Source organism: Chitinophaga sp. 05T412, from assembly GCF_056396465.1.
The window spans coordinates 218,650-233,723 of record NZ_JBFTLN010000012.1; the positions used below are offsets into that span (position 1 = coordinate 218,650).

Here is a 15,074-nt window from a genome sequence, read left to right on the forward strand (position 1 = left end):
GTTTTTTATTGCGATGCAAATGTACGCCAGCACTATGATAAGCGCAGTTAGAGGGTGGACAGAATTTTATTAGAAATTTATTAGAAAGAAAAGAAGGGATTATAAGTGTGGAAGGATCACGGTAAAAGTACTCCCCTCCTGCAACCGGGAAGTAACGCTGATAGCGCCCTGGTGCATGCCAATGATTTTTTCTGTTAAAGAAAGGCCAATACCATTCCCCCGGGTAAAGCTTTGGTTGGCCCCCCGGTAGAAGGTAGTAAATATATTGGGAAGATCTGTTTCGCTGATGCCAATCCCTTTATCCATGAAGCGCAGTATCAGATCGGTTTCCCCGTAACTGATAGATACCGTACACTGATGATCCGGCGAGAACTTACCCGCATTTTCCATGAGGTTAATAAAGGCTACTTTCAGGAGATATTCATTTCCATTCACGGAAATCACATCATCTGCTTCAATTTCCTGCTCAAATACAATATCTACCTTATAGTCATCGGCTGATTTGATCACGGCGTCGCGGGCATCCAGGAGTAATTCATCTACCCGTAATATTTTACGGCCTATTTCTGTATGGTCATAATTGGCTTTGGCCATATCCAGCAAGCCGTTGGACAGGCGTACCAGTCGCCGTGCATCGGCCAATGCCAGGCTGATGACTTCCTTATATTCAGCAGAGGTTCTGTCTTTTGTTAATGCAATCTGCAGCTCCCCTACAATGGTAGCCAGTGGGGTACGCAGCTCATGGGAAATATTGCTGACGAAATGCTTCTGTGCATCAAAGGAATGTTCCAGCCGGTCCAGCATTTTATTAAAGGTGGTAGCCAGCTCTCCTATTTCATCTTTTTCATTTTGCACCGGCACCCGCAAATCCAGATTGGTAGCGGTAATTTCTTCTACTTTATCAATCATGTCCTCTACCGGTTTCAGGGCCCTGCCCACAAAGAAATAGCCGGCGATGATGGTGAGACCAATAATACCTATGAAAGAAAAAATAAGGCTATATCGCAGGCGTTCCAGTCGCTGCAGGCCGTATTTATCGGTAGCGGCAGCGGTAATCACATAGCGACTTCCATTATGCTCATACAGGAGTCCTACCACCTGCAGCGATCCTTGCTCAAAGATGATAGTTTGCTGTAGCAGGATTTCGTTGATCATCTGCCGGGTTTCCTTTACCTTGTCGATCTGCACAGCATCATGATACAGAAGGTGAAAAGCAGTATCGTAGATGGCTACTTCTTCTCCAAACAAAGCATTGTCTGCGTTTTTATACATCAGCTGCAATACGTTGGGTGGCACGTTGGCGTCCAGCAGCATATTGGCTTTGGTAATGGCTTCCCGCTTCAGGTGTTCGTAGTAGTCTTCTTTGCGGGTGCTGGCAGAAGACACATACACGAATACCGCGAATGCCAGTAAGAGTACTCCGAAAAGCACCAGGAATAATAATATGAGGCGGACCCTTATTTTCACTCTGCTTTAAATATAAAACCCATGCCTGAGCGGGTATGGATTAGTTTTGTCGGAAAATTTTTATCGATTTTTTTCCTAAGATAGTTGATATATACGTCAATGAAGTTAGTACCGGAATCGAAGGTATCCCATACTTTTTCGGCTATTTCGTTGCGGGATAATACTCTTTCGGGGTTCTTCATCATGTATTCAAGTAAGCGGAATTCCTTTGGTGTAAGCGCAATCACTACCTGATTACGTTTTACAATCTTCGTTTGCAGATTCATTTCCATGTCGGCGAAACGTAGCAGGAACCCCTGGCTGTAAGTATTGGTATTCGCCTGATTACGTTTGGTGAGGGCGCGGATGCGGGCATGCAGTTCGCGGAAATCGAACGGCTTAACGAGGTAGTCATTGGCCCCGGCATCGAAGCCTTCTACTTTATCATCTGTAGTGCCCAGGGCGGTAAGCATGATAATGGGGCAGTCCGGCAGTACGCTGCGTATCTGTTTGCACAAATCCAGGCCGTTGATCTTAGGGAGGATCAGGTCCATGATGATGAGATCGAATGATTGGGACAGGGCCAGTTTTTTTCCCATCTCGCCATCATAGGCAAGGGATATCTGGAAGCCTTGCTCTTCCAGTCCCTTTTTAATCATTTCCGCCATCCTTTGTTCATCTTCAATTACCAGGATCTGCATAAGCCATGTTTAGATGGCAAAGGTAAAACAAAAGCAGAAAGCAGAAAGGTCAAAGCAAAAAGCTATTGAAGCGGTTGATCAGAGCGGATTTTGTGTGTGAACAGGATTAAACTGATTATACTGATTACATTTTTGAGATTTTGGGAGATAGATACATTAATTATCCATCTTTTAAAATCAAAAAAATAAAAATCAGTATAATCAGTTTAATCCTGTTCACAGATAAAATCCGCTCTCTTTATGTTTACTGGAGGCCTTTCCATTCTTCAAATCGTTGATCCATCAACGGCTTGATACGGTCGTAGTTTTCCCAGGTATCAGCTACGATATATAAATTGAATTCGGGAGAATTTTGTCCGAAGGCATTTTCATAGTCTTCAAAATAGCTGGGATACCTGGCAGCGGCGGTTTTCTCCTTACGGGCATAGTATGATTTAGCGAAATCATTGCCGGTTTGGTCCAGATCGTTGGTGGTGAATTTCTCATCACAATTGGCGATCAGGTATTGGGCGCCGGTTAAGGTTCTGTTCTTCACTTTTGCAATGTCTGCTTCACAATCATCGATTTGTTCTGCTGATAACAGATTATGTTCAATGCACCAGGTTAAGAACATACCGATATGCGTAGCCGCATTTGTGCGGGGTAAGTCAGCAGGATAGTTGCCTCCATAATGCCAGGAAGCATCGTCGTATTTGGCCATAGGTATATATTCAGTTAGCTTTTAGCTTGTCTAATGCGTATGTGCGGTAACGTTATATGCTGCCGGGGGTGGCTGCCGGCATACAAATATAGCATAAATTAATAATCCTTCTGATACAAAGTTTTCCGGTGCAGTGCGGGTTAATTAGCCGTAGCCGGTTCATTGGCGGGGATATCCCCTCGGCGGAGTTGTATAGTAAATGTGGTGCCACTTTCCGGTGCACTTTCTACTTCAATGGCACCATTATTCAGTTCGGCAAACTCGCGGCAAAGCAGTAGTCCGATACCGGTGCCTCTTTCCCCTGTAGTACCATAGGCGGGCTGTTGCTGGGAGGTGAACAGTGTTTTCAACTGCTGCATATCCATGCCAATGCCGCCATCCATGATGCGAATAAACACCTGTTCCTCCGTTTGCCAGGCGTTTACCGAAATTTTTCCGCCGGCATAGCTGAATTTAAGGGCATTGCTGAACAGGTTACGGAGAATAACGGATACCTGGTCTCTATCGGCATACAGGGCGGTACTCACCGGCACCTGTACATCTACCTTCATATTTTTCTGTTGGATGACCAGCTCAAAGAAAAGCAGGATCTCACTCATCACGGGCGCCAGTAAAAAATGCCGGGGCCGCGTTTGAATACCTTTCATGCTGCGGGCACTCCAACGCAATACGTTATCCAGCGTACCTCCCAGCTGGGATACCTTTCGATGCAGAGTGGCAGCCGCTTCCTCCATATCGTTTTTCGGATACTGCCCCTTCTGGAACATATCCAGCAAACTTTCTAAAGTAGACAAGGGACTACGGATATCATGCGCCACAATAGAGAATAGCTTTTCTTTGTCTTTGTTCATGGCTAACAGCGCCTGTCGCTGCTTCTCTATTTCCTGCTGGTAATCCGACTGTATATATTTGAAGAAAAGTAAGGCCACAATCATGGATATCAGCGATACCGCCACGTTGCTCCATACCCGGTGTTCCGGCACAGGCGCCGCCAGGTACCACGACTGCGGCATAAATATAATCAGCAAAAACGCGGACAATATCAATAAGCTCAGGCATCCTATCACCCATTTGTTATCATACACCATAATGGTGACCACCAGGATGTTTAACAGAAAGTATTCTGCCCCATTGTGAAAGTATAAGCCGGTAAAAGTATACAGCACTACGCTGAAAAAGATGAGTACAATCCTGGCGCTGAGGTACATCCGGTATTTATGCAGCAGCAATACTGCCACAGCGGTTAAGGTGGTCACCGCATTCAACATGGATAACAGGTACCTACCCTGGAAGGCATTCACCAGGCAATAGCTGAACATGAAAGGAATACAGGGAAGCGACAGCAGGTTGAGTAACATGGTTCGCCTGGCCTCAATAAAAGGCATGGTCGGATACACACCGAGGTGTACGATGTGATTCCAGAAGTTCACCGCCGTTTGGTATATGAATCGCTTTGGCCCCTGCAGCATAGATGCACCAAAGATACTCCGAAAATTCACAGTTTTACTTATCTTGCCCTTTCTTCCCCCTTCTACTCCTCACATTAATATTTTCCAAATATTACAGCATGAAAAAAGACAATTTTTTTGTCATCACCGGTGGTCCGGGGATGGGCAAAACGACCGTGATTATGGCTTTGCAGGAACTAGGCTACACCTGCGTACCAGAAAGCGGCCGGGATATTATTCAACAACAGGTAGCCAGCGGCGGCGAAGCCCTTCCCTGGCGCAACCGGGAAGCATTTGCCGCGTTGATGTTTGACCAGTCGCTGCGCGACTTTAACGCACATGCCGGGCAAACCCAGCCGGTATTTTTTGACCGGGGCATTGCCGATACTATCGGCTACCTGACGCTGTGCGGGCTGCCAGTACCGGCAACGATGCCCGAAGCTGCCCGACGGTACCCCTTTAATAACCGGGTGTTTTTCACCCCGCCATGGCCCGCCATTTACGAACAGGATAACGAACGAAAGCAATCGTTCGATGAAGCCGTACGCACTTATGAACAACTGTTACGCACCTACGAAGAACTGGGCTATGAAGCAGTGATACTCCCGAAGGCCAGTGTAGACGATCGGGTGCAGTTCATTTTATCGGTGATAGATCCTACTTCTCTTGTGCGGATATGAACAACCGTGTGCAAACACGAACAAAATGAATTCCCGCAAATGCGCTATCTTACTGGTTGTCAAGCCGCCAAAAGACGGCATCTTTTCTGAGGCAGGGCGCGGAGAAAAACGAAACTATGTTCCTAAACTATTTTAAGATAGCCTTCCGTCAGCATAAGCAACACAAATTGTACGCACTTATCAATACCCTGGGACTGGCCCTGGGCATGGCGGCTATGGTTTTAGCGCTGCTGTACCTGATAGACGAACATAGCTTTGACACCTTCCATTCCTCACAGGTTTATCGTATCACCACCACCGTTACGCCTTCCGATAACACGCCACAGCTAACCGGTAATACCGGTCAGCTGCAAGGCCCTGTATTCAAGGCGCAGGTGCCGGAAATGGTGAACTACAGCCGGGTGATGGGTGGAGGTATTTACGGCGATATCATCGCCAATGATAAAGTGCTGAAACAACAACTCCTGTTTGCAGATGACAACTTTTTCTCCGTACTCAACTTCCCGTTGCTGAAAGGCGATCCGGCTACTGCACTGCAGGACGTTGGCTCCGTTGTGATTACGGAAAGGACGGCGTTGAAATATTTTAACCGCACCGATGTGGTGGGTCAGCTGCTGCGAATGGATGCAGATCCTTCTGCCCGGGCGCTCGGAAAACCGCTGGTGATCAGTGGTGTGGTGAAAGATCCGCCCATGCATTCCTCTGTGCAGTTTGATGTATTGCTACCCTTCCGCTTTCTGCAATTATCATTTGAAGATAACGACTGGTTCAATATGTACCTGAGTACATTTGTATCTATCCGGCCGGATGCTGCGCCCGAGGCGGTGGCGGCCAAAATGAATCACATACAACGTACCTATGCCGGCGCCGGGAAGCCCCTGCTGTCATTTGGATTACAGCCCATCACAGCTATGCACCTGCATCCACTATACAATGCAGAAGGCAGCCGCGAAGGCGGTATTATTAATGGCAGCAATCCTGTCTTCTCTTATCTGTTTCTTGGTATTGCGGTATTTATCCTGCTGATGGCCGCCATCAATTTCATCAATATTACGCTGGCGCGATCTTTAAAACGGGTGAAAGAAGTAGGTGTACGAAAAATAAATGGCAGCAACCGCCGGCAAATCGTTGGGCAGTTCCTGGTGGAATCCGGCCTGTTATGTGCACTGGCACTGGTATTGGCACTGTTGCTCAGCGCTGCCGCGTTGCCTTTATTTAACCAGGTGGCCGGCAAAGCAATTCCCGTAGCAGCCATCTTTAACAAAACACTCCTGTTATCTGGTGTGCTCTTACTATCAGGCATTGTGCTGCTCACCGGTGTATATCCCGCTTATATACTGGCCCAATGCAGCGCCCTGCAAGCCTTTTCCGGCAAGCAGCACCTGTTTGGCCGACAGCTGCTGGGACGTGTATTAATAGTGACCCAATTTTCACTGGCAGTTTTCTTTATCATCGTGACCTTGTTGTTTTACCGGCAAATGGATTACGTGCGTACCAAAGACCTCGGCTATCATCCGCAACAGGTAGTGGTAACACCTATTAGTGGCGCCCGTGAGCTGGCGCCGGTACAGGCATTGCTACAAAATGAGCTATCTAAAGAACCGGGTATCCGGGTACTTTCCTTTGGTGGTGAACGGGGCGGCACTTCCGCGGTACAACTGGCCGGTAAAGAGATTCCGGCTATCCATCGGGTCATCGACCCCCACTACCTCGACGCCATGGGTATCCATTTGAAGGAGGGAGAAAACTTCCAGGGGGCCATGTCTTCCGGCGCTATTGTGAACGAAGCCTTTGTGAAAGCAGCCGGGCTGCAACATCCGATTGGCACGCCTATTCATACCGATGCTTACTTTGATTCCTTGCCCCGCATCATTACGGGAGTGGTCAAAGATTTCCATACCGGCTCCCTGCGGGAACGTATTACCCCGCTGGTGATGATACAACATCCTACTTTTGGTGGTCAGGTGTGGCTGAAACTGGACCCACTCCGCCAATCTGCTGCGCTGGACGCACTGGCAGCCGCCTATAAAAAAGCATTGCCAGAAACCGCGTTTTCCTATCAGTTCCTGGATGAAGTAAATGCCCGCGAATATGCGCAGGAACAGCGCTGGAAGGAAATTATTTATATCGCTGCGTTGTTGTCGGTGTTGATTTGCTGTTCCGGATTGTTTGGCCTGGTGCATATAGCCACCCAGCAACGGATGCGGGAAATAGGTATCCGCAAAATATTAGGCGCCAGCATGACTAATATGGTCGCCCTATTTTCAAAAGATTTTATGCAATTGGTGGGCACCGCCTTCCTGCTGGCGGCTCCCATTGCCTGGAGCGTGATGCAGCATTGGTTAGCGGGGTTTGCTTACCGCGTCACTATCGGTGCGTGGATATTTATTATTGCGGGCAGCTTTGCGGCGTTCGTTGCCTTGCTAACGGTAGGCATACAGGTAATGCGGGCCGTAGCCGCTAATCCCATGAAAAATATCAATGCCGCATAAATACCGGCGCCGCAGTGAATGAATACTGCGGCGCTGATAACTTTACTTAAAACGAAGAGAGGCCTCTTCCACTCACTTCCCATCAGGTCCTTCTTTCACCGGTACAAAAGCGCATTGCCTGTTTTGGTCAAAGTACCAGCCGGTGCTGTCAGCGATGATGCCGATGCGTACATTTTCCTGTTTATCATCTTTATAAATAAACTGCTTTATCTGTACCTGCATCAGCAAGCCCAAAGCATCTTCGGCAAAGGGTTGAATATTTTTCTTCAGACTGGCAAGGGAGTTTTGCAGAAAGCCAGTAGCGTTCAGGTTACCGGAGGCATCGCGCTGGGCCAGGGTGTTGGCTACGGTGGGGATAGAGGGAGTGAAGAGTTTTCGTCCCTGATGGCCCGCCCCGTCAGGCTTTTTTGCATACCAAAAACACATAATACATTCGAAAAATATTAATGCTCAGAAAAACTATTTTTTCCGCATCTTTGCTTGCAGCACTCCGGAACATGGAGTAATAAGTGAACAAACAACTGACACCAACAAACCCCCACCAGGTTTATGTGAATACTAACAAGGCCGGACAACCACCGGCGCCAGGAACTATTAATATTTGACAGTGGAAAATTCAGCTACACGTGATGAGAACATGTTGCTCTCCAGGATTGCTTCCGGAGATGAACGCGCCTTCAAACAACTGTTTGAGCAATGGCATCCTTTGCTGGCTACCCATATTTACCGGGTCACACAATCCCGCCCACTCACGGAAGAAATAGTACAGGACGTATTCCTGAAAATCTGGAACAGCCGGGAAACACTGGGCGACATCCAGCATTTCTGGTCCTGGCTGCTGGTGATTTCCCGCAACCACGCCCTCAATGCCCTGCAACGCAAAGCCCGGGAATATAAACACTGGGAACAATGGGTAAAAGATAATGCCACCGAAACCAGCAGCATTGATCCTACCCACACCTTCTACACGCTGATTGATGAAGCCATCGATCAGTTATCACCGCGTCAGAAAGAAATTTATCTGCTGCACCGGCATGAACGCATGACCTATCAGGAAATTGCCGTCCACCTGAACATTGGCAGGGAAACAGTAAAAACGCACCTGGAGTCGGCCACCAAAGCCATTTCCAAACACGTAAAACTGCAGCTGGCGGTTACCATGACGGCCATTCATTTATTATTATAACTTTTTTTTAGACACCCCTCCCCCTTTTTGATCCGCAATTTTGTCCTAAGTATGGAGAAAGACTATTTCTATGGATCAGCAACAGCTGCAGGAACTTTTTGAACGATACTATAACCGGACCGCCACGGCGGAAGAAACGGCCACGCTCATGGCGCTGATAGAACAGGCCCCCGCAGAAAAAATTGCGGAGCTGATACATGCTCAGGGACTGCAACTATCGGCACCAGAACCGGTGATTACACCGGATGCAGCAGACCACATCTTACAAAATATTTTAACCAGCCACACACCCGTAAAACGGTTCACCTGGTGGCCCTATGCCGCCGCAGCAGCACTCCTGCTCACATTTGGCATCACCTGGCTGATGCGGGAAAAAACCACCGCACCTGTCACTAAAGCGCCCATCGCAGATATTGCACCCGGCAAAGAAAGCGCCACCCTCACCCTCGGCGATGCTTCCGTAATAGGATTGGATACCGCTGCCAACGGCGTTATCACTAAACAAGGAAATACCGCTGTGCAGTTGGTGAACGGACACCTGATTTATTCCGGTAACAATACCAATACCGCCACCACCTATAATACCATCAGCACCGGCAGAGGAAACCATTACAGCATGGTACTCTCCGACGGCACCAAAGTGTGGCTCAACTCCGCGTCCTCCTTACGTTTCCCTGTTACCTTTTCTGGTAAGGAACGTTTGGTAACTGTTACGGGAGAAGTATACTTTGAAGTAGCTGCTGACGCCCAACATCCTTTCCTGGTGCAGCTGCCACGCAAAGGTACCGTCACCGTACTGGGTACTCATTTCAACGTGCATGCATATGAAGATGAAAACGATATCACCACTACCCTGTTGCAAGGCATGGTACGCGTGAATAAAGGTAGCCAGGAACAGTTGCTTCAGCCGGGGCAACAAGCCATTATCAACGAACAACCAGCCATCGGCTTCCGCCAACAGGCAGATCTGGCGCAGGTGATGGCATGGAAAGAAGGATACTTCTGGTTCAACGACACCGACATCTATACCCTGATGAAACAAATTGCCCGGTGGTATGATGTAGAAGTTCGCTTCACCGGAAAAATCACCGAGGATGGCTTCTCCGGAAAAATATCCCGGAACGTACCGCTATCAAAGGTGTTGCAAATACTGGAATTAAATGGAATACACTTCCAGGTAACAGGAAAACAAATTACCGTTATGCCATAAATCATTATCAGCCAAAAAGAAAAAGCCGGCAGTGTTCCCGCACTACCGGCCGAATTCAGGCAAGTTCAAAACTAGTCGCTTAACTACTTATTATCTCACCTAAACCAAACAAATTTATGCTTTTAGGAGCTAAGTTCACTCCCCCCTTCCTGAAAAGGCCGGGAATCACCAAAATCGTAATGGCCATGAGGCTTGTCATCGTGTTGCAATTGGCGTTGTGTTTGCAGATAAGCGCCAAAACCTATGCACAGAAAATTTCCATCTCTGCTACTAACACGCCACTAAAATCAGTGTTACGGGACATTGAAATACAAAGCGGATATCAGTTTTTCTTTAAAGAAAAATTAGTAAAATCCGCCGGCAATGTTGCCGTACATTTTACGAACGCCGATATCAAAACGGTGCTGGACCAATGCCTCCGGCCCAAAGGACTCACCTACGATATCGTCGATAAAATAGTAGTCATCCGCGAAGCAGCTGTGGTACCGGCAGCTCCTGCCACTACTGCTACCCCTTTATCGGAATTAAAAGGGATAGTGAAAGATGAGAACGGCACACCGCTCCCGGGCGCCACGGTACGTGTGAAAGGCTCCAACAAAGGCGCCACCACCAATGCCGACGGTACGTTTACACTTTCGCTGGCAGATAATAATATCATCCTGGAAGTATCCTTTGTGGGCTACGAAACCATGGAAGTACCTGTCAATGGCCAATCCACGCTCTCCATCGTAATGAAACGCCGCGATATAAAAGGAGATGAAATAGTAGTGGTGGGATATGGCACCCAGAAAAAATCACAGCTGATTGGATCTGTTTCCCAGATCAACAGCAAAGACATTAATAACCGCCCCGTTACACAGCTGTCCCAAGCCCTCACCGGACAAATGCCGGGAGTAACCGTAGTACAAAACGGCGGCCAACCCGGAGGCACTAAAAATAGCTCCATTCAAATCCGCGGTGTAGGTTCCTTCGGCGCCTCCGCTGATGCGTTGGTGTTAGTAGATGGTATTCCTACCGGATCATTCAATGATATTGATCCCAACGATATTGAAAGTATTTCCGTGTTGAAAGACGCGTCTTCTGCCGCTATCTATGGCGCCAGGGCCGCCAATGGCGTCATCCTCATCACCACCAAAACAGGTAACTCACAAAAGCTGCGCATCAGCCTGAACAGCTATGTAGGTCAGCAAAAAATTACCTCTACACCTCAATTCGTTAATTCATGGGAATACGCCACCCTGATGAACGAAGCCCAGCCTGGCTCCTATACCGCTGAACAAATTCAGAAATTTAAAGATGGCAGCGATCCCGATAATTATCCCAACGCCAATTATCTGGACGCGTCCTTTAAAAAGAATTTCCTGCAAACAGGCCATAACCTGTCGCTCTCTAACGGTAACAACAAAACACAATACCTCATCTCTGCCGGCTACCTCGACCAGGACGGTGTTGTAAAAAATAACAACTACAAAAGATACAATGCCCGCCTGAACCTCGAAACAAAAATCAACGACCGGCTCAAACTCAACACCCGCTTCTCGCTGATGCAGTCCAACCGACAGGAACCTAATACACCTGCTACATTGGATGCTACCGGTATGCAGGATATCATCTCTAACGTGATCAGGTATACGCCGAATTATCCTATCCAAATGAGTAACGGCGACTGGGGCGTAGGAAATGTGAATAAAGKAAACCCTGTAGCATGGCTCAACAGCGGCGCCTTCTATAATATCAGGAATACTGATTTTAATGGTAACCTCCGGCTCGACTGGTTCGTGATCTCCGACCTGAAATTGTCGGTGATTGGCGGTTACACCCAATCGCAGGCGCAGGACAAAACCTTCCTGGCTACACAACGCATCAACAACAATATTTTCCTCGGCCCTTCCAATCTCACCCAGGGTTCCAACTTCTCCAACTACAAAACCATTCAGGCACTGGCAGACTATCACAAACAGATTGCCCGGCATGAAGTGGCCGTACTAGGAGGCTACTCTTTCGAAGGATCACATTCCGAAGACCTCTCCGGATCACGCAGCAACCTGCCCAGCAATGACCTGACAGTATTAGGTTTGGGAGATCCGGGCACACAAACCAATAATAGCTCTGCCACCGAATATGCACTCAAATCATTCTTCGGCAGATTACAATATAACTTTGGCCGCAAATACTTAGTGGAAGCCAATATGCGTTACGACGGTTCTTCCCGTTTTCCGAAAAATGATAAATATGCGTTCTTCCCTTCTATCGCAGCAGGCTGGCGTATTTCCGAGGAAAACTTTATAAAAGACCGCTTTCACTGGCTCAGCGAATTAAAACTCAAAGCGTCTTATGGTACACTGGGTAATCAAAACCTTGGCACCAACTATCCCTATCAGAATATACTGGTGACCGGGTCCAACTACCCTATTGGCAACGTAGTAGCACCGGGTGCCGTAAGAACCACCATCAATGATTCTACGATCCACTGGGAATCTACCCGCACCAAAGATCTGGGGCTGGAAGCTGCTTTCTTCCAACAAAAACTCGCTATCAGCATTTCTTACTTCGACCGATATACCTATGATATCCTGGTAAGCCCTTCCAACAGTATTTCTCAGGTATTAGGCGCACAGGTAGGACCACAGAATTCCGGTAAATTAAAAAATACCGGCTGGGAATTTACGGCCACCCACCGCAACACTATCGGGCAGTTCAGTTACAATGTAGGCGCCAATTTCAGCATCATTCAAAATAAAGTGCTGGACCTGGGCGTAGGAAATATTCATCAGGCCAATGGACTTACCGGTAATGGTAGTTCACTGTTTGTTGGCTACCCGATGGGCGTTTTCTATGGCTATGAAGCCGATGGCTTGTTTAAAGACGATGCCGATATAGCGGCATGGAAAGCCAATAACAATATGAGCGCCATCAACCCCAGTCCTAAACCGGGCGATATCCGCTACAAAGATATCAGCGGTCCGGATGGCAAACCAGATGGCAAGGTAACCGCCGACTACGACCGAAAAGTATTGGGTTCTACTATTCCCAAATACACTTATGGTATTGCGTTAGGCGGCAGCTATCATGGCTTCGATCTTAATATCCTGTTACAGGGCGTTGCTGGTGTAAATGGCTACCTGAATAACTATGCCGGATGGGCATTCTACCAGAATGGTAATGTGCAGCGCTGGCAGATGGACGAAAGATGGACCGCAGAAAATCCCAATCCGCAAGCTAAATATCCCCGTCTGGAGCTGATCTCCAACCAGGGTACGCCGAACACATTAACGTCTTCTTACTGGGTGCTGAACGGTTCTTATCTCCGGTTAAAAACCATACAAGTAGGTTATAGTTTGCCGAAAGACTTGCTCCGCCGCGCCGGCATCGAAGGCGTACGGGTAAGTCTTAGCGCAGAAAACCTCCATACCTGGAGCAATTACCGCACTGGTTGGGACCCGGAAGTGAATACCGGTGGCGCGTACTACCCTATTCTGGCGAACTATACTGTGGGACTGAATCTTAATTTTTAATGCTTGCAACACCTGAACAAATGAAGACACCATTTTCTCCGCTATATAAATATCTTTTACTGATAGGCCTTTGTGGCGCCGGCAGCATGTCCTGCCAAAAAGAACTAAATAAATCACCATTAAATAATTACTCMAATGACGTCTTCTGGACCAGTGAACAAAACGCCATGCTGGCACTCACCGGTGTATATCGTGGCAACATCCAGATGCAGAAATCAGCGGAGTTTAACGCTACCGACTGGTGGTCGTACAATGGCTTGTTGTTTATAGAGCTGGCCACCGACAATGCCTACGACCGTCGCGGTGACAATGCCGGTACCAACCGTTTGAGCAATGGTACCATGACTGCAGATCTTGGCATCCTGGGCGACTACTGGAGTTCCAGCTATATCCGTATTGGCCGCTGCAATTACTTCCTGGAAAATGTAGGTAAAACACCCATTAGCGCTGCCAAACTCGCACGCATGACTGCAGAAGCCCGCTTCCTGCGCGCGTGTACTTATTTTTATATGTCGCAGTACTGGAAAGATGTGCCATTGGTCACTAAAACCCTTTCCCTGCAGGAAGCCAATACCGTTACTAAAACACCTAAAGCGCAGGTGGTTGACTTTGTGATCAGCGAATTGAATGCCGCTGCCGCCGACTTACCACAGTATAAAGATATCCCGGCATCAGAAAGAGGTCGTGCCAGCAAACAGGCGGCAATGGCCTTTCTCGGGCGACTGCAATTATCAGAGAAGAAATTTGCGGATGCTGCAGCCACCTATAAAAAAATCATCGACTTCAACGACAACAGCATCGACCCTAATTTCCAGAGTCTTTTTAACGGTACCAATGAAAACAGCAAAGAAATTATTTTTGCGACACAGTACCTGCAAGACCTCGCGCCCAATGCCATGCTGCAACATCTTTACCCTGCCGCCGCCGGTGGATGGCATTTGTATTGCCCGCTCGGCAACCTGGTAGAGTCGTATGATTTCAAAGATGGTACGCCATTTTCGTTTAGCGATATCCGTTATAATCCGGCAGATATCAGCGCCAATCGTGATCCCCGGTTGAAGTACACTGTGTTGTACAACAATCAGCCCTTCAAAACAATTCGTTATGTAACACATCCGGACAGCACCAAATCGCCCGACCAGCTGACTACCACCAAACAGGCTACCCGCACAGGTTTTGGCATGGGTAAATTCAGCTATGAAGGTTTTGCCGGCGGCGATTTACAAAACTCCGGCATCGATCTGCCCATCATCCGTTACGCAGAAGTACTGCTCAGCTACCTCGAAGCCAAACTGGAAGGGGGTGATGCCATTGACCAGGGGCTACTGGATGCGACCATTAACAAAATAAGAACCCGCCCTGGTGTAAACATGCCGCCTATAACGGTAACGGATATACCTACATTGCGCACCCTGCTTCGTAAAGAAAGGAGAAATGAACTGGCGCTGGAAGGCATCCGCTACTGGGACTTACTCCGGTGGGGCAATGCTGCACAGGTATTGAAAGGTGATTTTTATGGCGCCGCATTTCCGGGTGCAGTGAACCTGCGCAAAAACAATGGCGCCATAGATCCTTACAGCCGCTGGTATGTAACCACCAAGGCATTCAGAGCCGGCACCGATGAAAAATGGCCCATTCCACAAAGAGAAACGAATATCAATCCAAATCTGAAGTAACTTGTGGCGTCAACAATGAA

11 protein-coding genes are annotated in these 15,074 nt (G+C 48.0%); 6 read left to right on the forward strand and 5 right to left on the reverse strand.

The window, feature by feature from the left end:
* Positions 1-99: 99 nt before the first annotated feature.
* From AC1DFM_RS24900 to AC1DFM_RS24915, 4 genes are all read right to left on the reverse strand, one after another.
* The gene (locus AC1DFM_RS24900; protein ID WP_477079483.1) at positions 100-1,467 is read right to left on the reverse strand and encodes a HAMP domain-containing sensor histidine kinase; all 1,368 of its coding nucleotides are present in this window, start codon (positions 1,465-1,467) and stop codon (positions 100-102) included.
* On the reverse strand, positions 1,464-2,147 hold the full coding sequence (locus AC1DFM_RS24905; protein WP_477079484.1) for a response regulator transcription factor: 684 nt from the start codon (positions 2,145-2,147) through the stop codon (positions 1,464-1,466). The genes AC1DFM_RS24900 and AC1DFM_RS24905 overlap by 4 nt, the downstream gene beginning before the upstream one ends.
* A 244-nt stretch (positions 2,148-2,391) precedes the next feature.
* Complete coding sequence (locus tag AC1DFM_RS24910) at positions 2,392-2,847, reverse strand: DUF7832 domain-containing protein (protein WP_477079485.1); 456 nt, start codon at positions 2,845-2,847, stop codon at positions 2,392-2,394.
* Positions 2,848-2,987: 140 nt separating this feature from the next.
* Positions 2,988-4,346, reverse strand: coding sequence for a sensor histidine kinase (locus AC1DFM_RS24915; protein WP_477079486.1), 1,359 nt, complete (start codon positions 4,344-4,346; stop codon positions 2,988-2,990).
* 68 nt (positions 4,347-4,414) lie between these two features.
* Here AC1DFM_RS24915 and AC1DFM_RS24920 point away from each other — a divergent pair, with 68 nt between their 5' ends.
* The gene (locus AC1DFM_RS24920) at positions 4,415-4,975 is read left to right on the forward strand and encodes an AAA family ATPase (RefSeq protein ID WP_477079487.1); all 561 of its coding nucleotides are present in this window, start codon (positions 4,415-4,417) and stop codon (positions 4,973-4,975) included.
* A 116-nt stretch (positions 4,976-5,091) separates the two neighbouring features.
* A complete protein-coding gene (locus AC1DFM_RS24925) occupies positions 5,092-7,467 on the forward strand; it encodes an ABC transporter permease (protein WP_477079488.1) in 2,376 nt (791 codons plus the stop codon).
* Between the two features lie 72 nt (positions 7,468-7,539).
* Here the strand turns inward: AC1DFM_RS24925 and AC1DFM_RS24930 are convergent, their stop codons facing one another.
* On the reverse strand, positions 7,540-7,893 hold the full coding sequence (locus AC1DFM_RS24930; RefSeq protein ID WP_477079489.1) for a tail fiber domain-containing protein: 354 nt from the start codon (positions 7,891-7,893) through the stop codon (positions 7,540-7,542).
* A gap of 181 nt (positions 7,894-8,074) precedes the next feature.
* Between AC1DFM_RS24930 and AC1DFM_RS24935 the strand changes: the two genes are divergently transcribed.
* From AC1DFM_RS24935 to AC1DFM_RS24950, 4 genes are all read left to right on the forward strand, one after another.
* Positions 8,075-8,653, forward strand: coding sequence for an RNA polymerase sigma factor (locus tag AC1DFM_RS24935; RefSeq protein ID WP_477079490.1), 579 nt, complete (start codon positions 8,075-8,077; stop codon positions 8,651-8,653).
* A 70-nt stretch (positions 8,654-8,723) separates the two neighbouring features.
* Entirely contained in the window at positions 8,724-9,863 is a 1,140-nt protein-coding gene (locus AC1DFM_RS24940; RefSeq protein ID WP_477079491.1) for a FecR family protein, read from the forward strand.
* A 116-nt stretch (positions 9,864-9,979) separates the two neighbouring features.
* On the forward strand, positions 9,980-13,378 hold the full coding sequence (locus tag AC1DFM_RS24945; RefSeq protein WP_477079492.1) for a TonB-dependent receptor: 3,399 nt from the start codon (positions 9,980-9,982) through the stop codon (positions 13,376-13,378).
* Between the two features lie 20 nt (positions 13,379-13,398).
* Complete coding sequence (locus AC1DFM_RS24950) at positions 13,399-15,054, forward strand: RagB/SusD family nutrient uptake outer membrane protein (RefSeq protein ID WP_477079493.1); 1,656 nt, start codon at positions 13,399-13,401, stop codon at positions 15,052-15,054.
* The last annotated feature ends 20 nt before the right edge of the window (positions 15,055-15,074 follow it).